The organism is Pseudomonas sp. RGM 3321, assembly GCF_022836805.1.
Lineage (GTDB): Bacteria > Pseudomonadota > Gammaproteobacteria > Pseudomonadales > Pseudomonadaceae > Aquipseudomonas.
Window position 1 is genome coordinate 107843 of record NZ_JALHBH010000121.1, and the last position, 21887, is coordinate 129729.

Sequence of the window (21887 nt, forward strand, 5' to 3'; positions counted from 1 at the left end):
TAGAGCATCCGAGCAAGCAAGCGAGCAGTGAGCGACAGCAGATGCATGGGGTGCTCCGATCATCCTGCCGACAGCTCAGGCAATGCGTTGCGCGATCTGCCTGAACAACGCTGTCTCAGTGGGAGCGAGCTTGCACGCGATCTGTCGGGAACCGACAGCAAAACCTCTGAGCCCGGTACGTTCAGGCATAACTGCGATGGCTGGTTGCAACGTCGCCTTGCCACTTTCTTAAACGTAAGCGGCTACAGCACGCAAGTTATATTCAGCGTTTATAAATAGCGACGAGCGTGCCTGGCATCAAACGACCAGCCGATGCGGTTGCCAGGCGCTGCCCTGCTGATCTTGCGAGTCAATCACCAGACTTTGCCTTGCCGGTGCATCAAACATCGAGCGCAGGTTCTTTTCGATGGTGTTGCACAGGTCTTCCATGCGAATCCGGTGCTGGCTGGCGCCGAACGGGGCTTGCAGGTCAGTGCCGATGCGGTCCATTGCCAGCAGCATGCAGCCGACGACCGTGGATATCGCCGGGGTGAACCAGCCCAGGGTGGTCACCATGCTCAGCGGCATGATGATGCAGAACAGGGTACTGAACAGTCTGGGGAAATAGACGTACGGGTAGGGCAGCGGCGTATTGGCGATGCGCTCCATGCCGCCCTGGCAGTTGGACAGTTCGACCATGGTCGACTCCAGTCGCGCCAGACGGATGCTGTCAATTCGCCCTCCGGCAAACTCTTCGGAGATCATGGCTGCCGAGCCGTTGAGGATGTCATTGGGAAAGTTATTGCTCTCACGCGCGCGCTGAATCTCGGAATCCGATAACAGCCCTTCGAGTTTTGCTGTACTGACATCGCCTTTCAAATGAGCGCGCAGTACCCGCAGGTAAGCCACGTGACGATTGAACAATACTTCTTTCACCGGGTTGCCACGTTCATTGGCGCTGCCTTCAATCAAGGTCAGTACCTGGCGGCCATAGCTGCGCGAGCTGTTGACCATCGCGCCCCATAGCGTGCGCGCTTCCCACCAGCGGTTGTAGGCGCTGGAATTGCGAAAGCTGATCAGCACGATAAGCGCCGAGCACAACAGCGTGAGCGGCATCAGCGGGAGATCTATCCCCGCACCCTGGATCAACATGAAGTCCATGGTCACGGCCACGTCCCAGAGCAGAAGCCAGAACAATGACCAGCCAACGTAGGTGACCGTTCTGCTGATGCACCGCCATTTTTTTTCAAAAGGACCAGACATTGCGGCACTCCTTTGCTGGGTTGGAAGAGGTTTGGTGCGTTCAATCAACACACCACGCCGCAAACTTACTGACCCAGGCTTAAAGCTCGCTTAATTCTCCATGGTGGCGAAGCAGTCACGCCTGTCTTGACCATGGCGACCCCTACCAACAGCTGGAACCCCCGGCACTGCTGCGACCACACAGCCTTGTCGGTCCTTTTCGCTGACGGGCCCCCGGACGTTTGCAATTGCTATCACTCTCGGACCGACGCCTCATTGCCTTGCCTGTTCGCAAGCAAGTCGTCCGGCCAGACCCGTCTCGGCGCGTTGCTACGCAACTTAAGCAATAGAGAGGGAGTTTCAATGCACATCAACCGACCCGGCAGCCCGCAGCCCAGCATCGAGCTGGAGCGCTTTTATTCCACATCGGAATCGTTGGCCTCCAGTTCCGTTCGCGAGCTCAGCCCTGCCGAACACGCCAATCTGCAAGCCATTACCGATTACCTGAAAGATCATGTATTCGCTGCGCACAAACTGCCGTTGAGTGAGTCGGCAGTCGACCAGGATGCCGTTCATGCGCACAACGAGCAGATCGACAACATCATCGATGCTCGCGCCAGACGCTTGCTGGACCAGCGCGAAACGCCTGCCACCATTGCCGACACCTTCGCCAAGGCGGAGAAGTTCGACAGGATGGCAACCACCGCTTCGACCGCGCTGCGCGCCACGCCGTTTGCCGCTGCGTCGGTGCTGCAATACATGCAGCCTGCCATCAACAAGGGCGACTGGCTGCCGACGCCGCTCAAACCCCTGACGCCATTTGTGTCCGGAGCGTTGTCCGGGATCATGGATCAGGTCGGCACCACGGTCATGAATCGCGCCACGGGCAACCTGCACTACCTGAGTACCCCGCCTGAGAAACTGCATGATGCGATGGCGGCTTCCGTGAAGCGTCGTTCGCCGGGTGTCATGCGTCAGGCGGTCGATCTGGGCATTGCCGTCCAGGCTTACAGCGCGCGAAATGCGGTGCGTACCGTACTGGCGCCAGCACTGGCATCCAGACCCGCCGTGCAGGGTGCGGTCGACATCAGCGTGTCGGCGGCAGGTGGCCTGGCGGCCAACGCGGGGTTCGGCAATCGTATGCTTAGTGTGCAGGCGCGTGATCACTTGCGCGGCGGTGCATTCGTGCTCGGCATCAAGGACAAGGAACCCAAGGCAGACTTGAGTGAAGAAACCGACTGGCTCGAGGCCTACAATGCGATCAAGTCAGCCAGCTACTCCGGCGCGGCGCTGAACGCCGGCAAGCGGGTGGCTGGCCTGCCGCTCGACGTCGCCACCGACGGCCTGAAAGCGGTGAGAAGCCTGGTGTCGGCCACCGGTCTGGCGCAAAACGGGCTGGCCCTGGCAGGCGGCTTTGCCGGCGTGGGCAAATTGCAGGAGATGGCGACCAAAAATATCACTGATCCGGCCACCAAGGCGGCGGTCAGCCAACTGACCAATATGGCCGGTTCGGCAGGCGTTTTTGCGGCCTGGACCACTGCAGCGGTCGCAACCGACCCCGCAGTGAAAAAAGCCGAGTCGTTCTTGCAGGACACGGTCAAATCGGCGGCGTCGAGTTCGACCAGCTATGTAGCTGACCAGACCGTCAAGCTGGCCAAGGCGGGCATTGACGCGAGTGGTGAAGTGATTGCAGCGACGGGGGCATCCTTGCGTGACACATTACGTCGTCGCAATGCTCGTGAGCCGGACATCGAAGAGGGTGGCATTGCAGCGGGTTCACCGAGCGCGGTGCCGTTCCAGCCAGGGCGCTCATAAGCGTTTCGACCCATAGCCGGTAAAGCAAAGGGGCGCCTTCCATGGAGTGCGCCCCTTTGCTTGTTCCTCATGTATGCGTCGTATCAGAGTTCGGTATGCTGGGTAGACGCCTTGGTCTTGTCATAGGCGTGCTTGACGTCGGTCATGGCGATGTCGCCAGTGGCCAGTTTCAGATCGTCACTGTCGCTTTTGACGAGTGCGAACTTGCCGTGGGTCGCGTCCACGCCATTGAGCTCGACACTCATGTCATCGAACTGCTTGCCACCATTGGTGCGGACCAGCGTACCGAAATCGGTGGCCTTGAAACCGTCGACTTTCAGATGGGTATCGGCATTGAGCTGAATGACCTTGTCATCGGCGCCGTTGGCGCTGCTGTTAGTGATGTTCAGGTTGGTGACCTTTGCGCCGCCTTCACCCTTGACCGTGATCATGTCTTCACCGACGTTCTGGGCATGCACGTTATCAATGGTGACTTGCTCCGAGTTTTTGGCATTCACGTGGATGCCATCGGCTTCGTTCTCGCCCAGGTTCACGTTTTTCAGCACAGCGCCTTCGGCCAGTTCGAACAGGGGCTTCTGATGTTCGTCCTGGTCGCCGGTGCCCATCGACTTGTCGGCGGTAAAGGTTGCACCGTGGCCGTCATACACCTGGCCAGCACCGACTTTGATGGTGTCTTCCACGACATCGACTTCGCCGGATTGCTCAAGAGAGCCCGTTGTATCCGAAACCGTGCCGTTGCCCGAGTTGCGGCCGGGATTGGCCAGTTGCGGGGTGACTTGAGGCGTCACGCCATCACTGCCACCGCCTCCGCCGGTTCCGTCCTCGGTCGAAGGCGCGCCGCTGCCGTCTGCGCCAGTCGACACATAACTACCGCCGCCGTCACCTTCAGTGGTCGGGGATGTACTGCCACCACCGTCACCACCCGTCGCCGCCGTTGTACCGCCGCCCTCGTCACCGCCTGAAGTTTCCTGAGTACCACCGTCACTGCCTTCGGCCGATGGCGTACCGAGTCCTCCCTCGTTTTGAAACGGGTCTTGCCACTCGTTGGAGTCCTGACCCGTGTCCTGTTTTTTATTGAGGTTCATGAGCATTTGCAGCAGCGATGTGACGAGTGCACTGAGCAGCTTGACGACGTTGGATTGAGTGTCAGTTGCAGCGCTGCTGTCGGTGGGGTTTTGAACCGTATTGTCGGGCTGTCCGAAGCTGACGTCTTTCTGTCTGGCAGTGTCGAACAGCAGGGCACTCGGGTCGACGGCCTGTGCAGTGCTCTCATCGCTGAACGTATTGGTCTGCGGACTCTTGCCGCTCAGCGCCGAGAAGTCCAGCTGGGTTGAAGCGGGTTGGTAGGAGGTGGATGAGTTGATACCGATGCTCATGGTGCTTTACCTCGATGTGATGGACATATGAACCAGCGTCGTCTTCCGGATTTACCGGCGTTGATCGCCGCGTCCTTGTCGGGTTCTATAGGTCGATGAGGACTCTGCCTTGGCGTTGCCCGAAGTGAGTGGCAGCACGGGGGGATGGGTTCCCGTTTGTGTGCGTTGACGGACGATGATCCCGATGCATCGCTCTGGAGAGATCACCTCGCCCCAAGGAACCAAAACCCCTTGCCCTCCGACTCAGTGCGCACACGCCAGCAAAAAAATGGTGTGGACTCACATCGCACTCAGAGGCCGTGAAATGAACAAAAATGATGAATATCACACGCTTATCAATGAGATTTGCGCGCTCAGCCTGATCTCCGAACCTGAACGTTTTTACGAGTCAGCCAATTTCAAAATCAGCGACGTCGACTTCACCCTTCACTATCAGGACCGCGACGAGGGGCGTGCGATTCTCATCTACGGGGATATGGGCGCGCTGCCCGCGCGCAATCGTGACAGGGCCTTGCTGGCGTTGATGGACATCAACTTTCATATGTTTTCGGGTGCCCACAGCCCGGCTTTCTCCTGGAATGCCCAGACCGGCCGAGTGCTGCTGATGGGATCGATAGGCCTTGAACGAGCGACAGCCGAGGGCGTGCTGTTGCTGATGAAGTCCTTTGCCGACCTGGCCAGAGAGTGGCGCGAGCACGGTTTCATGGGGCCGGTGGGTGCTGCGGGCGCTCCGGTCAATATGCCTGCTTCTCAAGCAACTACGCGTGACAATCCTGCGAGTTCCGGGAGGTTCCAATGATTGGCACACGAGTCGGCGGATCAGGCAGTACCGAAATCGTTCAGGCGAACCAGCCGCAGCCGTCTGCCGCTGTCGCCCAGGCTCATCCACACGCGGTAAGCCCGAGCAGCAACCCGCCGCTGACCGCCAGCCAGTCGGCCGCGCAAGCGCCGGAAAGCTCGGCGGCCGGTGCCGCTCGCCTGCCAGTCGCGCCGCGACATCTGCCGATATTGGAGAAGTTTCGTGCCGAACAGCCCACCGTACAAGGCACTTCCACGCCGACTATCAGCGCTAACGCGGCCCTGCTGATCGGCAGTCTGTTGCAGTCTGAAAAACTGCCCTTCGAGGTCATGGCCGCCCGTTTGTCGCCTGAGCGTTATGCGTTGCAACAGTTTCACGGCTCCGATTTACAGCAAATGCTCGGACGATTCGCTGAGCCAGGGCATCTGCCAGGCAAGGCCGAGACCGAACAACTGATTAAGGGCTTTGCCCGGTCGCTCGCAGACCAGCTGGAGCACTTCCAGCTCATGCATGACGCGACGGCTGAGGCATTCGGCCCCGGAGGGCTGCGCGACCGCAACACGCTGGCGGTCAGTCAGGCGGCGCTTGGCGAATACGCCGGTCGGGCGAGTAAATCCATCGAAGCGGGGCTGAACCACAGTCTCGCGGTGCTGGACGAACGCATCGCCGCGCTGGACAGCCAGTTGGAGGGCGCCACTGAGGACAGCAGACCGGTTTTGCTGATGGACAGGCAGGCGCTGGAAACGGCCAGGGCGATGCTGAGCGACCTGCACGCCGACTTCTGCAAATCGCCTGAAGCCAAGCGGTTGAGTGCCGTTGCCGCTCACACGCAAATGGATGCTCTGATCGACAAGCTGAACGTCGATCGCAACTCGGTCGGCGGCTGGAAAGGGATCGGTCCGATCGTCGCGGCAGCGGTGCCGCAGTTTATGGTGTCCATGCTCCACCTGGGGTATATCCGCACGGCCACCGGTGACGCGATGAAAGATGCCGTTCCCGAAAAAAGCGCCGACGCCAGCATGAAGAGGGCCCTGGCCGTAGGACTGACTGCCGGGGTGGCTCACGAGGGCGTTACCAACCTGTTGAAGCCGATGGTGCAGGCCGGGTTTCAGAAAGCCGGCCTCAACGAGCGGCTGAATATGGTGCCGCTCAAGGGGATTGATACTGACTCGGTGATTCCCGACCCTTTCGAGTTGAAGAACGACAACGGCGCGCTGGTCAGAAAAACGCCTGAGGAAGCCGCTGAGGACAAGGCGTTCGTCGAAAGCGAGCGAGCGGTTTTGAATCAGAAAAAGGTTCAGGTTTCGTCTACCCATCCACTGGGTGAGATGATCCCCTACGGCGCCTTTGGTGGCGGGCAGGCGGTACGCCAGATGCTCAATGATTTCAATCTGCTCAATGGCCAGACCCTGTCGGCCAGAGCGGTGACCTCCGGGATCGCCGGGGCCATATCAGCCAGCACCCAGACCATTGCACAGCTGAACTCGACCTATGTCGATCCGCGCGGGCGCAAGATCCCGGTCTTCACCCCGGACCGCGCCAATGCCGACCTGGGCAAGGACCTGGCCAAAGGCCTGGACCTTCGCGAACCGGCGGTACGCACCGCGTTCTACAGCAAGGCTGTTTCAGGTGTGCAGAGCGCAGCGCTGAACGGTGCGCTACCACCGGTTGCCGTCCAGCCCCAAGGTGCATCCGGCACGCTCAGCGCGGGGAATATCCTGCGCAACATGGCGCTGGCGGCAACCGGTTCGGTGTCTTACCTGTCGACCCTGTATGCCAACCAGTCGGTTACGGCCGAGGCCAAGGCCCTGAAAGAGGCGGGCATGGGCGGCGCAATGCCGATGCTGCCGCGTACTGAAAGCGCCTGGAACAATATTCGCCATCCAGACAGAGCTTCACTGCCACACACGTTCCAGCCGGGGACTGCGCTTGGTATCCCCAGAGCCGTTGAAAGCGCCTATCACATGGGCAGAGGGGCGTTGCAATTGCCGACCCAATTGGTGGTGGATACACTCCGCGGGGTGGAAGAGGGCGTATCGAAAGGTGTTTCGGCCTTGCGCAATTCACGCAACGCGCCAGAGACACCCTTGCCTGCGGACAACGCTGACCCCGTCGATGTCGAACTGAGTTCGATGGAGGAGGGCCGTCGAGGCTCATAAACACACGGGGGCTGTGTCCCTGGCGGCCCCTTTTTGTGGAACCTGCAGAGCCAGGCAGCCACTCACTGCCTGGTCAGCTCAGGCTTTTCCTAAAGGACTATGACGATGAATACCTCGCAACACGAGTTCTCCCGTTTCATCACTGCGCTGGGTGCCCAGCTTGGCACTTCGCTTACCTGGCAGAACGGGGTATGCGCGCTGTATGACGGCCAGGACAACGAAGCCGCCATCATCGAGTTGCCCGAGCACAGTGAGATGGTCATCTTTCATTGCCGTGTCGGGCGCTGCCCTGAACGCTCTGCCGATTTGCAGCAGTTGTTGAGCCTGAACTTCGACGTCGCCCGCTTGCACGGTTGCTGGTTTGCCGTCGATCAGGGCGATGTGCGCCTGTGTGCGCAACGTGAGCTGGTGTCGCTCGATGAGCCAGCGTTTTGCGACCTGACGCGTGGCTTTATTGCTCAGGCTCGCGAAGCCCGCGCATTTCTGCACGCCTGAGCAGACGGGATTGCCCGCCAACGCGCCGCTTCCATGCGGCGCTTTTTACGGTGTTTCAACTATCAGCTTTTGACTTCGAAGCCCGACAGTTTCAACTCGCCTGCCGCATCTTTCAGCGACGCCGAGGGTCGCGACAGTTCCCCGTCGAACGTGTAGCCGATGGGTTTGTCCTGGTCTTCGCCATAGATGAAATTGATCCGCCCGAGGGTCTTGTTCACGCTCAGCGAGGCGCCGCTGTTGTAGCTGATCAGTGGCGTAGGTGACGTGAAGTTCTCGGTCTGCGGTGGGGCATGGAACACCACCAGCCTTTTGATTCTCATGTTGTTGCGATTTTCCAGAAGGCTGGAGAGTTCGGTCTGCGTCAGCGTCCCCCTGCGGCTGCCTTCGTCGATCTCGTCGATCAGCGAGTCTTTCGGTTCAAGGCGTACCCGGGCGAGGGTGCCCTGGCTGTTTTCAAGTTGCTTGACCATGGCGCTGAGCGTCGGGTCCTGACGCATGTACTCGGCGACCCTGGCCGCGTTGCCTGGCGCACTGGCTTCGCGTATCGAACCCATGATTCTGGTGAGGATACTTTCCTTGCTCAGGCCGGACAGGCTGGTCTTGCTGGTTTCAAAGCGGGCATTGTCCAGCACACTGTGATTGTTGATCGACGCTTCGTGTTGCACGCCTACCCGTTTCAGGTCTCGAAGCGCCTTGTATTGCGTGTCGTTCTGCGACGGTCTCTCGGCAAACAGCGCTTTGAGCCCGTCAAGTCGTGCCTGAATAGCCTGCTCAGGGTTCATGTCGACGTAAAGAGCGTTCAGCGGATTCTGCAGCTCTGCAAGGCGGGCTGTCGTGGCTTTGTCCTTGAAGGCTGCACCGAGACTTTTCGACAGTTTGTCCAGGCTCTCGGTGGTCATCGGGGTCGCTACGTTAAAGCGGAACTTGACCCGTTTGACGGTTTTGTCATCAATGGTCACGTTCGCTGCGACCCCCAGGTTATTGGCCGCCGATTGAGTCGCCGGTGTCGGCCCGGCAGCGGAGGCCGGGGTAGCTGTGGAGTTGGTATGCGTGCCACCGATCTGCCCGCGCGCCTGTCCGCCGAAGATCAGGCTATTGAAAAGACGCGGCCGGTTCTTGCCGCCTTCGCGTAGCTCTGTCTTGTCGTTCTTCTGGGTCAGGGAGTAATCGGTGTAGCTCAGCAGGTTGACCGTGACATTCGCCGCCACGCCCAGACGCGCAACCGCGGAAAGCGGCGCGCTGTCGGCCTCCGACAGGCCGAAGCCGACGCGCATATCAGCGCTGAAGCCTGTGGTGATATCGAAATTGAAGCGGCGCGCTTCATAGGTTTCGTGGTCCTTGACCTTGTTCAACAGCTGCAAGGGGTTGAGCTTGCCTTCGAACAGGTCGTCGACGAACCCGTCGATTTCGTCGTCCGCCACATTGAAGATCACCCCGGCACGCTGGCTGGCGGCAGCGGTTGCGGTCACGTCTGCGCCAAGACGGAAGTTCGGCGTCATCTTGCGGTTGTTACCGATATCGACGCTGCGGGCAGGGTGGTTTTCGTCGAAAAAGCCAGGCCAGTAGTCCTTGCCGCCGCCCACCCCGCCGCTGATATTGCCGGCCGCTTCTCTCATCAGGTACAGGGTCACGCCGCCTTCGCAACGTTCGGCACTGAAGAGGTAGTTGCGATTGCCGGTAGCGCCGGCGGTCGGCCACGGGCCTGTCGACTTGTCGGCAAGGACGGCGAACGGGCTGGTCAGGTTCAGGCCGTAACTGCGTTGCACGCCGATTTCATCGTCGCCATGCTCCAGGTTTTTGAGCATGGCCTTGAGCGTGTCGGCCAGTTCGGACTGATCCTGGCTGCCGGTTGCCGCGCGCATATTGACGCTGACCGCGTGGTCGGATTTCTTGAGTGCGTTCGAGAACGCCTTGACCGCGTCATACGCGCCTTCCAGTGCTGCGTTATCGGTAAAGCCCATGTCAGTGACCTGCTTGACCGGATTCTCGCCATAGATCACATCGCGTAACGTGGTCAATTCCGCTTGCAGCCTGGGCAGGTCGCTGCTGCGTGCCAGCAACTCAACCTTGCTGATCAGCGCACCGAGGTCGTTCAGGGTGACCAGATCGAGCGCCAAACGGGCCTTGCTCAGCCCGTGATCTTCATTGGCATCGCGGCGTTGGCCCATACCGATATCGGTTTTGGTGTGAGAAAGCTTTACACCGTTATCTTTCAGCAGCCTGAGCGTTGTGGCCGTCGGGTTTTCTGCGGACGGGGCGACCCGGGTCAGGGCGTTATCCAGCTCATTGACGAAATCATGGCCGGAGCTTTTGAAGTTGAGCATCGACCCAAGTTCAGCCAGCTTCTTGCCTAGCTGAGTGCGTTTCGATGACTTTGCCAATGCGCTGTGCTGGTTGAGCACACCGTCGTTCTGCCTGAGATTTTTGAGCTTGCCGTAATCCTTGCCAATGTTCTCCAACGCCGTCCTGGCGTGCTTTTCCAGTTCGTCGCGGAATACTTCGAGTTCTTTTGCCAGCTCAGCGCCTTCAGGGCCAAGCTGCAGGCGCGCAATTCGCGCTTTCAGATCGTTGCCCGGGGTCGGCGGTGTACCGTCGGCTTCATGAATCAGTTCAAGTTGTTTGAACGCGATCAGCTCTTTCTTGTAGAGCTCCTTCAGGCCCTCGCGACCGTGATAGCGATGCTGGATATTGTTGCCGACGTTCTTCATCCAGCGAGGCGGTTCCAGCGTGTTCTTGTAAACGTTGGCCCGCATGGCCTCGCTGGCGGAGGGGCGATTGCTTTTCTCCATGCCGCTGCGCCCGAATGCATTGATGTCCAGCTTTGCTGTCAACCCGGTGCCTGGAATCCGCCAGGTCTTGTGTGCGCGCGTGATGCGGTTGTAAACGTCGTTCAAGCCGTTTTTTTCCACGGGACGCTGCTTGAACGCTTGCCACTGACCCTCTTTCAGTTGCATCAGGCCTTGACCGGCGGCGTCCTCGACCTGGACGCTCAAGCGATTGTCATCATTGCTGTACAGCGCTTTGACCGGTTGCCCGTCGGGCGCTGCCAGCGGCGTCCATTTGGCGGCCAACTGGCCTCCGAATCGAGTTGCCTGCCATGCCTCTCTGGGCATGCAATACAGCTTGCCGGTGCTGCTCAGCGTGTAAAGATTATGCTTTTCGTCCAGGGCCAGATCCTTGATGTCTCCGTCAATTGCGGAGGTATCCAGATCAATGGGTTTGTGGTCCTTGCTATGGGCCGTCAGCCTGTTCTGATCATCGAGCGCGACAAAGCGCTTGTCGCTGACCATGGCAAAGGCGGTCACGACCCGATTCTCCAGCCCTGCGATTTCCTTGCCCATCGCCACCTTGGTCGAGCGCGCTATCTGGGCCAGTGCCGTATTGTGGTCGAAGGCGACATTGGGGTGTTTAGGGGCCACGTCGAGCCTGAGCAGCTTGCCACCTTTCAACACGTAGGCATTGCTGTCGGCTCCGCGCTGCAAGCGATCGACATCCTTGATGCCTGCGTCTTTCCAGCACTGCGGCGTCGCGTCCCAACGCTGGATGCGTCCGGCGCTCAGACCGACCAGACCGGCACGGTCGAGGTGCAGGCGGTCTGCACCGACGGGCGCCGGCATAACCGTCAGTCCGCGTGTGTTGTCCAGGACCAGCGCATTGGTCAGGTTCCAGCCGCTTTCCAGCTTCGCACCCTGCTCGTCGAGCGCATGGGAGTGCACCTCGCCCTGACGATTCCTGATCAGTGCGTGCACGCGACCGTCATCGCCGCTGATGAATCCGCTGACGCTGTTGTGGCCGCCCATTGGTTGATCGTCCAGCCTGTAGTCGGCCCGTTCTGGCATCAGGCGCAACGTTGGCTCGTTGCTTTCGAAGGCGCTGCGATCAGTGCTGTAAAGCCTGCCCTGCGTGTCGGCAATAAATAGCCTGTCGTTGCTCAGGGCGACTTCGGCGGCCTGTGCCTGACCACCGTCGAGTTCCAGGGTTTTGGTTTTTTTTGGGGTCAGCCCACCAATCACCGGACTCATGTCGGTGAGCAGGACGGTCTGCACATCCGAGCCGCTGAGCAGTGCCGCGGTATCGTCAGGCGCGACCGAAAATGACTTCAGGTCGTTGAACTCTGCGTGCGGCATGAACGGGCTGGAGAGATCGACGACGACATCGTCACTTTTGGCGTAGACCGAGCCGTTGCCTCCGGTTATCAGGCGATTGAAAGCGATGTTCTCGATTTCATCCACCGGCTTCCAGCGTGCGGCGAGCGATTCGAACTGGTACAGCCGGTCTTCGTGTACGCGCAGGCGGTCGCCGTTGGTGGCCTGATGGACGTCGGTGAGGTGGGCGATATGTGCCTTGCCTGGCAACTCCTGGCTGCGCCGCCTGTCAAGGGTGTCGAGATGAATGTGATTTTCTTCACGCTGCATGTTCACCGGCGGAGGTTTCCCGCCTGCCACCGGCAGTGTTGGCTCGCTGCTGCGGATGACCGCCAGCGAGCTGTCACCTTGCGCCAGATGCAGCAGATGCCCGTTGGCTTGCAACAGTTGATGGCCCTGCACGCCTTGCTCACTCTGCTGCGCCAGATAGGTTTGTCCGGGCTTGGCGAGTATGTCGTTCAGCAACGCGGCCATGCCGGGCGTCTTGAACGAAGAGAAATCCGGCTTGCCATCGGCACTCAGCCTGATAGTGGCCTGTGGTCGCGTATCGCGCATCAGTTGCTCGCTACTGAGCTCGGAGCGCCCGCCGGTGCTACTTTCCAGCTGGGTATTGCGGCGTGCGAGCGGCCCATCAGGATCGTCGGCTTTGGTACCGGAACTGCTTGCCGTATTCGGGCCTACAGGCTGCATTGACTGGCGTGTGCCATCGAGGCCTTGCAGACGGCCGCCGGGGTTACGGCGTTCACGCACAGCGCTGGCGACCGCCTCTTCGTCAGTCATGGGCTCTGCGGCTAACTGCTCTGAGACGCTGCGTGTGAGCTGATCCTGCGGAAGATTGAACGTGACACGGCGATTGTTGCGGGGGGCAGTGTCTGCCCGCGTCGATCCTTGTTCTATTTCATGCTTCGTCGTTCCTGAAGCGTTTGCCCTGTTCGCACGGGTGCGCAGAATTGACTTGGGGGGAGGATCGTTGCGCGGCGGCGGGTTATCTGGCAGACGATTGTCACGACTGGTGTTTCTGCCCGCCTCGCGACTGGAGCGCGGCGGTGAGCTTGAGGGGGGTTGTGTACTGGGCGGTCTGGCTGCCGACTGCCGGGGTGCCCTGGATTTCTGGAACACCTTACCGACGCTTTTCAGCAGCCGTTTGCCCATACTGCCCAGCGAATGTGAGGAGCGCTGGGTCGGCTGTTCGGTTTGCTGCCGGAGATTTGAAGGGTTGTCGGCTCTTGCTGTCGCTTCTGTCGCAATGACGTTTCCGGTATTTCGGTTGACCGTTGGTGCCTGCACGGTGCATCTCCCTTTCCATTTGCCGCCCGACGACGGCGATTGTGTAACCCTTTTGAAAAGTCCTTCAGCTCCTGTGTGGCATGGGAAAGGCACCGGTTCCACAGAAAAACAGCTGGCTGAAACGTTTCAGGCTTGTGCGTACGCAAGCGAAATACGCCTTGCAGGGAACTGGAAAGGCGGGCGTGCCACGTAGGGGGACACGTTCAGGACATTCCGCACATGGCCGCCGTTGCCCTCCACGTTTCGTCTCCTCGTTTGCTGGCTCGTTCGGTACAGATCGCCGTTCTGGCCCTGGGGGCGCTGTGTGTGGGCTGTCAGTCAGTCGATGACTCACCATCGCGCCTGGACCGCTTGCCGCGACTGGTCGCCGGGCTGGGGCATCGCTCTGACGACGCGCAGGCGGATCCTCGAGCTGCAACGACTGTTGTCGATTTGCCCGTCTACAACGGCGAGGACGTTTGGCAACGGGTGGCGCAGCGATGCCGGCTGGTTGACGGGCAGGGCGTCAATGAACGTATCGCTCGCCAGCGTGACTGGCTGCTGAACAATCGCGGTTTTCTGACCGGGGCCAGCAAGCGCGCCACGCCTTACCTGCATTTCATTGTCGAACGTCTCGATGAGCGCAACATGCCATTGGAACTGGCGCTGCTGCCTATGATTGAGAGCTCTTACAATCCCTTGGCCAACTCCCCGGCGGCGGCAGCCGGCCTCTGGCAGTTCATCCCGTCCACCGGTCGCCAGTTCAACTTGAACCAGAGCGCTACCTACGACGCCCGCCGCGATGTCGTCGCGTCAAGCAAGGCGGCGATGGACTATCTGACTCGCCTGCATGATCAGTTCAATAACGACTGGCTGTTGGCACTGGCGGCCTATAACGCAGGCGAGGGCACGGTTGCACGAGCGATCGACGCCAACCGTCGACGTGGCATGCCTGTCGACTACTGGCATTTGAATTTACCCCGGGAAACCCAGGACTACGTTCCGCGCCTGCTGGCACTTTCGCTGGTGGTGCGCAATCCAGGCGCCTACGGCGTGCAACTGACGCCGGTCGCCAACATGCCGTATTTCGATGTGGTTGAGCTCAACCACACGGTAGACCTGACTCAGCTCGCCGCCACCACTGGGGTAGACGAGGCACAGTTGTTGCGCCTCAACCCGGCATTCCTGCGAAAAAAGACCCCGGATGGGCCGGGACGTTTGCTGATTCCCAAGACCCACACGCAGGTGTTGACGGCAGGTATCGAGCGGATCACCGGAGAGTCGCCGACAACCGCTGTCATCCCGGCAAGTCCCGGAAAGCGTGTGATCGAGCGGCAGCCATCGTCGCAAGTGGCCGAGCGCGCTCCGACGCCTGAACCGTTGCAGGCAGCAGGGCGCGAGCAGACGGCAGGCCTGATGCAGGTGCTTGAGCGCGAGCCAGCACCGGAATCGGTGCAGCCGGTCAGGCGTGAACCGCAACCGAAAGTCGTCCAGGTTGCCAGGCAGGAGCCCTTGCCCGGCCCCGCGCAACCCGTTGAGGCTGCAGAGCAGGTGCCAGCGTCTGAGCCTATCCAGCCTGCGCGTCAGGCGTCGTCGCAGGCGACAAACGAGCGTTCGCTACTGGACCGCCGGATACAAAAGAGGCTGTACATCGATGACCGTTCGTCGCCACGCAAGCGCGACGAGATCGCGTACCGCGATGAGCCGCGTGAGCTGCCGAACGGTCCTCGTGTCGTGGTGTACGCAAACGATCCACGCCAATAACCTCTCGATTTTTTTCTCCTGAGCGCTTAAAGCACCTGAAAATTGCCCTTTTTTAGTGCTTTTTCGCGCTCCCAGCGCGTGCCCGAAACCTTCGAATAAAAAATTCTGCTCCTTTTTTTGTCTTTACAAGGGCGTGAAAAGGGTGGCGGACCAAGCTTTACCAAATATGTTTCTCAATGGCTCACGCAAACTTTGTAAAGAATTGTAAGGAAATACGTACACATTTTTTGAAGCAATCTCAGTGATGACGGGGTATCAGCGCTGCTTATGGTGAGAGGCGTTCATAACGCTATAAGCCTGGATTGGCAGATTGTCCTACAGTGAATCCTTTCAGCTAATTAGCCATTTTCAAAACCTGCAAATACGCATTCTGAAAAGGCCACGCGTTCGGATTACCGAATGCATGGGTGGCAAAAAGCTATCGCGAGATGAGCCCAAAAAATGGGAGAGTTATGGATCCAACCAGATCAGAGATGCGCTATCGTTCGGAAATCCGACTGTGGTCTTGTTTGTATCAGCCCAGTTGTCGGGTTCTGTCTTGCAACCGGTTCTCCCTAGTTGGACGTATGGAGTAAGTTAAACGTTAACCGGTTTTTTCTTGAGTGTATTAGTTGTGGGTGTATGGAAAGTTAATACAGTACGTTCGTAAAAATGGCTGTTTTGGTTTGCTCATTTTATATTGCTGTAAAGAACTAACGTGCTGCGGCGCCTACTAAGTGTGCTATCAGGTTCATGGGGTGGCTATCTGTTTTTTCTGCGATTGGCAAGTTACAAATTTTTCGATTTCATTATGACCCATGATCGGGCATGCGGCTGAATTCCCCGCAGTCACGGGGGCTGCAGCGACGAATGGCCAGCGTAAGCCTATGATAGTTTTGGAATAAGTATATATTAATGGGATCATTTTAAAGCGCTTTCGCTATACCAAGTGGGGCTTAAGGTTCTGGCGCTACTTGATAGTCATTCTCGAATTTGTGAAATTTTTCACAGTCGGCGGGGAACTAAATGGCTATATGTGTGCCTTGTAAGACGTGGTATTAATATCCCGACTTCCTCCCGCTATGAGAGTGATCGATGAGCACAGACATTGATAACGACGTTCGAACGTGTTGGAACGTAATTGCATTATCGGCTGGTCATCAAATTGTAATGAACAGCGCGCTACTGGATATGGATTTGCTTCTTTGCGGGGAAACCGGCACCGGCAAAGATACCCTGGCCAGCCGGATTCACGAGCTGTCGAGCAGGACCGGGCCCTTTGTCGGCATGAACTGTGCGGCCATCCCCGAATCGTTGGCAGAGAGCCAGTTGTTCGGCGTGGTCAATGGTGCGTTCACCGGCGTGTGCCGGGCTCGCGAGGGCTACATCGAAGCCTCCAACGGCGGCACCCTCTATCTGGATGAAATCGACAGCATGCCGTTGAGCCTTCAGGCCAAGCTCTTGCGGGTGCTGGAAAGCAGGGGCGTCGAGCGGCTAGGCTCGACCGATTTCATACCACTGGATCTGCGAGTGATTGCTTCGGCCCAGCGTCCGCTGGATGAACTGGTGGAACAAGGACTTTTTCGTCGTGACCTGTTTTTCAGGCTCAATGTGCTGACACTGCAGTTGCCAGCCTTGCGCAAGCGTCGCGAGCAGATTTTGCCATTGTTCGACCAGTTCACCCAGGACATCGCCGCAGAATCCGGCCGCTCCGTTCCAACGCTCGACAATCGACGTGTACAGATCCTGTTGAGCCATGACTGGCCCGGCAACGTGCGCGAACTGAAGTCGGCTGCCAAGCGATTTGTCCTGGGGTTGCCGTTGCTGGGCGCTGAGCCGGTCGAAGCGCGTGACCCGGTAACAGGGCTGCGCATGCAGATGCGCGTTATCGAGAAAATGCTCATTCAGGATGCCTTGAAGCGACATCGGCACAATTTCGACGCTGTGCTCGAGGAGCTCGAACTGCCCCGGCGCACCCTCTACCACCGCATGAAAGAGCTGGGGGTTGCTTCGCATATCGACCTGGTAGCCGAGTCCTGAATCGCTGCTGCGCTCGCGCAACGCTGATGCCATTGGAGTCATGAAATGAATCTCGACGATGAGTTTGACGATCACCTGGATGCGGAGCGCGTACCCAATCTGGGGATCGTTGCCGAAAGTATTTCGCAGCTCGGCATTGATGTCCTGCTGTCGGGCGAGACCGGTACCGGTAAAGACACCATTGCCCGGCGCATTCACAACATGTCCGGACGCCAGGGTCGTTTCGTCCCGATGAACTGCGCAGCCATTCCGGAATCGCTCGCCGAGAGCGAGCTGTTCGGAGTGGTGAGTGGGGCCTATACCGGCGCCGACCGCTCCCGAATGGGCTACATCGAGGCGGCGCAGGGCGGAACCTTGTACCTGGATGAGATCGATAGCATGCCGCTCGCCCTCCAGGCCAAGCTGCTGAGGGTGCTTGAAACCCGTGCACTGGAGCGTCTGGGTTCGACCTCCACAATCAACCTGGATATCTGTGTGATTGCCTCGGCCCAGGGCTGTCTGGACGACGCCGTCGAAGAGGGCAAGTTTCGGCGCGACCTGTACTTTCGCCTGAACGTGCTGACCCTCAAACTGCCGCCGCTGCGCGATCAGCCCGAGCGTATCCTGCCGTTGTTCACCCGATTTGTGGCGGCGTCGGCCAAAGAACTTAACCTCGCGATTCCCGATGTATGTCCGTTGCTTCAGCAGGTACTGACGGGGCATCGCTGGCCCGGCAATATCCGCGAGCTCAAGGCCGCTGCAAAGCGCCATGTGTTGGGCTTTCCCTTGCTGGGGGCTGATTCGCAGGCCGAAGAGCACCTGGCGTGCGGGCTCAAGTTCCAGCTGCGAGCGATCGAAAAGGCCTTGATTCAGCAAGCGCTCAAGCGCCACCGCAATTGCATCGACGCGACCAGCCTGGAGCTCGATATCCCACGTCGTACGCTCTACCGCCGCATCAAGGAATTGAGCATCTGATTTTTTGCAGAAGTTCTGGAACCGATTCGCGGACGCATGCCACCTAGCTGTACCAAGCAATTACGCTGGTACAGACGAAGGGGTATGACGTTATGACTATCATGAGTTCTCTGGCGGGTGCAGGTCGCGGTGTCGTCAACACGATCGGTGGTGCCGCTCAAGGCATCAACAGCGTAAAGAGCAGCGCCGACCGTAATACTGCACTGGTGAGCAACACCGGCAGCACTGACAGTATCGACGCGACTCGCTCCAGCATCAGCAAAGGCGATGCAAAAAGTGCCGAGCTTGACGGCACCGCGAACGAAGAGAACGGCCTGCTGCGCGAATCGAGCATGCTGGCGGGCTTTGAGGACAAGAAAGAGGCGCTTTCCAACCAGATCGTCGCAAGCAAGATCCGGAACTCGGTCGTCCAGTTCTGATTTCTTGAAGCCCCTTCGTGCCTGAGGGGGCTGCTACTTTGAGGAGGTTGTGATGCAGAGTCTCAGTCTTAACAGCAGCTCGCTGCAAACCCCGGCAACGGCCCTTGTCCTGGTGCGTCCTGAAACCGAGACGACTGGCGCCAGTACGTCGAGCAAGGCGCTTCAGGAAGTTGTCGTGAAGCTGGCCGAGGAATTGATGCGCAACGGTCAACTCGACGACAGCTCGCCATTGGGCAAACTGCTGGCCAAGTCGATGGCCGCGGATGGCAAGGCGGGCGGCGGTATCGAGGATGTCATCGCTGCGCTGGACAAGCTGATCCATGAAAAGCTGGGTGACAACTTCGGCGCGTCTGCGGACAACGCCTCGGGTAACGGACAGCAGGACCTGATGACTCAGGTGCTCAATGGCCTGGCCAAGTCGATGCTCGATGATCTTCTGACCAAACAGGATGGCGGGACAAGCTTCTCCGAAGACGATATGCCGATGCTGAACAAGATCGCGCAGTTCATGGATGACAATCCCGCACAGTTTCCCAAGCCGGACTCGGGTTCCTGGGTGAACGAACTCAAGGAAGACAACTTCCTTGATGGCGACGAAACGGCTGCATTCCGCTCGGCACTCGACATCATTGGCCAGCAACTGGGTAATCAGCAGAGTGGCGCTGGCGGTCTGGCGGGGACGGGTGGAGGTCTGGGCACTCCGAGCAGTTTTTCCAGCAACTCGTCCGTGACGGGTGATCCGCTGATCGACGCCAATACCGGTCCCGGTGACAGCGGCACTACCAGTGGTGAAGCGGGGCAACTGATCGGCGAGCTTATCGACCGTGGCCTGCAATCGGTATTGGCCGGTGGTGGACTGGGCACACCCGTAAACACCCCGCAGACCGGCACGGCGGCGAATGGCGGACAGTCCGCTCAGGATCTTGACCAGTTGCTGGGCGGCTTGCTGCTCAGGGGTCTTGAAGCGACGCTCAAGGACGCCGGACAAACCGCTACCGACGTGCAGTCGAGCGCTGCGCAAATCGCCACCTTGCTGGTCAGTACACTGCTGCAAGGCACCCGCAATCACGCCGCGGCCTGACCGACACCCGCCTGACGGAGAACTCACGTGACCATTTCCCACCTTGGTAATGTTAAAAGCATCTCGCCGGAACTCGGGCAGGATGTGCCACAGGGGCTCGTTTCAGAACCGGCCCAGGCGGATGTCGACATCTTCACCGCTGCCACGCAGCCGGACGGCGTTTCGAGCGGAGCGCCGCTTTCCGAGCATATCGCCAGCGCAATTTCCGGCGGTCTGGGCGAAACCGAAAAAATGTCTCAGCAAGCGATGCGGTCGATGAAAAAAGCCTCCGGGACGGGAGACGCGCTGGATATCGCGGCGATGACCAGGACCCTGTCGCAATGCTCGTTGCAGACTGCGCTCACGACCAAGGTAGTGAGCAAGACTGCGCAGGCGCTCGACAAGCTGACTAACTTGCAGTAGAGGTTTCCGTGAAATTTCTGAGCGCAGGGCTGCTGCTGATTTGCATGGTATTGCTCGGCGGCTGCAGTGATGAAACCGATCTGTTCACAGGCTTGTCCGAGCAGGACTCCAACGAGGTCGTTGCCCGTCTTGCCGATCAGCATATCGACGCGCGCAAACGTCTGGAAAAAACCGGCGTTGTCGTCACTGTCGCGACCAGCGACATGAACCGCGCCGTCAGGGTGCTCAACGCTGCCGGCCTGCCACGTCAGTCTCGCGCCAGTCTGGGGGATATCTTCAAGAAAGAAGGGGTCATTTCGACCCCGCTCGAAGAGCGCGCCCGCTACATCTATGCCCTGTCTCAGGAACTCGAAGCGACGCTTTCGCAGATAGACGGCGTCATCGTGGCCAGGGTGCACGTGGTACTTCCGGAACGCATCGCACCGGGTGAACCGGTGCAACCTGCCTCTGCTGCGGTGTTCATCAAACACTCCGCAGCGCTTGACCCGGACAGCGTGCGTGGGCGCATTCAGCAGATGGTCGCCAGCAGTATCCCCGGCATGTCGACGCAAGCGGCAGAATCGAAAAAGTTTTCCATCGTGTTCGTACCGGCTACCGAGTTTCAGGAAACCACACAGTGGGTCAGTTTCGGACCGTTCAAGCTGGACAGCGCCAATCTGCCGTTCTGGAGTCTGATGCTTTGGCTGGTACCGGTTGGCCTGGCGGTGTTGCTGCTGATCATGGCGCTGCTGTTGCGCAGTGACTGGCGCGCCTCGGTGCTTCGGCGGATCGGCTTTGCCGGCCGTAGCCGCTCGACCGTACCGGCGCGCGCGTGATGGACCTGACCGCCGAGGACTATTGGACTCAGTGGTGGTGCAACCCCTGGCCTTGGGCGCATCCAGGCTGGCAAAGCCGGTTCGCTGAGCGCTGCGGACTGACCGTTAGCGACTGTGAAGCGCTCATGGTCAGCCGTCACGGCGTGTTTTTGCAGAGTGTCGGCATCACGCCAAGTCAACCGCCGATGCCTGCAGAGCCTGTGTTGAACTGGCTGGCACTGACACCCGTGCAGCGTGATCAGGCGCTGGATCTGGCGCAGCGCATCTGTTTTTCCCGTAACGAAAGCGACGCCCATGACGGGCAGTGGTGCTGGGCCCTGACCAAGGCGTTGCGCCCTGGTGTCTGGTTGGAGCTGGAACATGAAGATGCGCGCTTGCTGTTGGGTGCCTGGCTTGGGCCTGAGTATTGGCCGCGATTGCGTCTGGCCTGGGCGCCCGATGAGGTCGCCGACAGCACTTGCTCGGCCCCCGAAAATAAACTTCAGACGCTGTGGCAGGCTGTTCTATGGCGTGTCACCGCGGCCTGAATATCCGCTTCCCTCTGCACCAGGAATTCCCCGATGCTTGCCAAACGCAGTATTACCCTGACTGCCGACGCGGTGCTGCCCGAGCCGGTATTGCGTCGTGAAGACATCGCCAACAGTCTGCTGGCTCGCGATATTCTGACTGGCGCGCAACGTCAGGCGGAGCAGATGCTGGTACTTGAGCAGGCTAAAGCCGATCGTCGGCATCAGGAGGCGCTTGCGCAGTTCTGGGAGCGCGCCAATGCTTTTCTGGACGAGCTGCACGTCCAGCGCGAAGCCTTGCAGCAGCAGGCCATGACTGCTGTAGAGGAACTGCTGACTGAGGCATTGAGCCAGTTACTCGACAAAACGACCCTTGCCGAGCGTGCTCGGGCACTGGTCAGGAACCTGGCAGCCAGCCAGCTCAACGAAGCAGTGGCCACACTCAGCGTTCATCCAGAGATGGCCGAGCCGGTCGCCGAATGGTTGGCAGAGAGCCGTTTTGCCGAGCACTGGGCGCTCAAACGGGATGCGACGCTGGCCACTGAAAGCCTGCGCCTGAGCGACGCCAACGGCGCTTTCGAAATCGATTGGGCAACGCTGCGCAATGGGCTGACAGGCGCGGAGCCGGCTGCCTGAAACAGACTCTTGCGG

Annotated in this window: 16 protein-coding genes; 13 read left to right on the forward strand and 3 right to left on the reverse strand. The window is 59.3% G+C overall.

Features of this window, described 5'->3' with window-relative positions:
• Positions 1 to 297: 297 nt before the first annotated feature.
• Positions 298 to 1242, reverse strand: coding sequence for a bestrophin family ion channel (locus RGM3321_RS26005; RefSeq protein ID WP_244395439.1), 945 nt, complete (start codon positions 1240 to 1242; stop codon positions 298 to 300).
• Positions 1243 to 1584: 342 nt separating this feature from the next.
• Here RGM3321_RS26005 and RGM3321_RS26010 point away from each other — a divergent pair, with 342 nt between their 5' ends.
• Entirely contained in the window at positions 1585 to 3036 is a 1452-nt protein-coding gene (locus tag RGM3321_RS26010; protein ID WP_244395440.1) for a type III effector, read from the forward strand.
• 83 nt (positions 3037 to 3119) lie between these two features.
• Here the strand turns inward: RGM3321_RS26010 and RGM3321_RS26015 are convergent, their stop codons facing one another.
• Positions 3120 to 4412: a pectate lyase gene (locus RGM3321_RS26015; protein WP_244395441.1), complete on the reverse strand. Its 1293-nt coding sequence runs from the start codon at positions 4410 to 4412 to the stop codon at positions 3120 to 3122.
• A gap of 304 nt (positions 4413 to 4716) precedes the next feature.
• Between RGM3321_RS26015 and RGM3321_RS26020 the strand changes: the two genes are divergently transcribed.
• The 3 genes from RGM3321_RS26020 (at position 4717) to RGM3321_RS26030 (ending at position 7865) form a co-directional block, all read left to right on the forward strand.
• Entirely contained in the window at positions 4717 to 5211 is a 495-nt protein-coding gene (locus RGM3321_RS26020) for a CesT family type III secretion system chaperone (protein WP_244395781.1), read from the forward strand.
• Positions 5208 to 7370 carry a restriction endonuclease gene (locus RGM3321_RS26025; protein ID WP_244395442.1) on the forward strand — a complete coding sequence of 721 codons (2163 nt, stop codon included), beginning with the start codon at positions 5208 to 5210 and terminating at the stop codon, positions 7368 to 7370. The genes RGM3321_RS26020 and RGM3321_RS26025 overlap by 4 nt, the downstream gene beginning before the upstream one ends.
• A 105-nt stretch (positions 7371 to 7475) precedes the next feature.
• Entirely contained in the window at positions 7476 to 7865 is a 390-nt protein-coding gene (locus tag RGM3321_RS26030) for a type III secretion system chaperone (RefSeq protein ID WP_244395443.1), read from the forward strand.
• 62 nt (positions 7866 to 7927) lie between these two features.
• On the opposite strand, the gene RGM3321_RS26035 is transcribed toward RGM3321_RS26030, so the two are convergent.
• The gene (locus RGM3321_RS26035) at positions 7928 to 13297 is read right to left on the reverse strand and encodes an AvrE-family type 3 secretion system effector (RefSeq protein WP_244395448.1); all 5370 of its coding nucleotides are present in this window, start codon (positions 13295 to 13297) and stop codon (positions 7928 to 7930) included.
• A 219-nt stretch (positions 13298 to 13516) separates the two neighbouring features.
• Between RGM3321_RS26035 and RGM3321_RS26040 the strand changes: the two genes are divergently transcribed.
• The 9 genes from RGM3321_RS26040 to sctL all read left to right on the forward strand — a co-directional run bounded on the left by RGM3321_RS26040 (position 13517) and on the right by sctL (position 21872).
• Positions 13517 to 15040, forward strand: a complete 1524-nt coding sequence (locus RGM3321_RS26040) for a lytic transglycosylase domain-containing protein (RefSeq protein ID WP_244395449.1) — start codon at positions 13517 to 13519, stop codon at positions 15038 to 15040.
• Positions 15041 to 16114: 1074 nt separating this feature from the next.
• On the forward strand, positions 16115 to 17059 hold the full coding sequence (hrpR, locus tag RGM3321_RS26045) for a transcriptional regulator HrpR (RefSeq protein ID WP_244395450.1): 945 nt from the start codon (positions 16115 to 16117) through the stop codon (positions 17057 to 17059).
• A 45-nt stretch (positions 17060 to 17104) separates the two neighbouring features.
• Positions 17105 to 18013: a transcriptional regulator HrpS gene (gene hrpS / locus RGM3321_RS26050; RefSeq protein ID WP_244395451.1), complete on the forward strand. Its 909-nt coding sequence runs from the start codon at positions 17105 to 17107 to the stop codon at positions 18011 to 18013.
• Between the two features lie 92 nt (positions 18014 to 18105).
• Positions 18106 to 18432, forward strand: coding sequence for a hypothetical protein (locus RGM3321_RS26055; RefSeq protein ID WP_244395452.1), 327 nt, complete (start codon positions 18106 to 18108; stop codon positions 18430 to 18432).
• 52 nt (positions 18433 to 18484) lie between these two features.
• Positions 18485 to 19513: a type III secretion system effector HrpZ gene (gene hrpZ / locus RGM3321_RS26060; protein WP_244395453.1), complete on the forward strand. Its 1029-nt coding sequence runs from the start codon at positions 18485 to 18487 to the stop codon at positions 19511 to 19513.
• A gap of 27 nt (positions 19514 to 19540) precedes the next feature.
• A complete protein-coding gene (gene sctI / locus RGM3321_RS26065; RefSeq protein ID WP_003314135.1) occupies positions 19541 to 19915 on the forward strand; it encodes a type III secretion system inner rod subunit SctI in 375 nt (124 codons plus the stop codon).
• 8 nt (positions 19916 to 19923) lie between these two features.
• The gene (sctJ, locus tag RGM3321_RS26070; RefSeq protein ID WP_244395454.1) at positions 19924 to 20730 is read left to right on the forward strand and encodes a type III secretion inner membrane ring lipoprotein SctJ; all 807 of its coding nucleotides are present in this window, start codon (positions 19924 to 19926) and stop codon (positions 20728 to 20730) included.
• A complete protein-coding gene (locus RGM3321_RS26075; protein WP_244395455.1) occupies positions 20730 to 21257 on the forward strand; it encodes a type III secretion protein in 528 nt (175 codons plus the stop codon). The genes sctJ and RGM3321_RS26075 overlap by 1 nt, the downstream gene beginning before the upstream one ends.
• Positions 21258 to 21290: 33 nt before the next feature.
• Positions 21291 to 21872, forward strand: coding sequence for a type III secretion system stator protein SctL (gene sctL, locus RGM3321_RS26080; protein ID WP_244395456.1), 582 nt, complete (start codon positions 21291 to 21293; stop codon positions 21870 to 21872).
• The last annotated feature ends 15 nt before the right edge of the window (positions 21873 to 21887 follow it).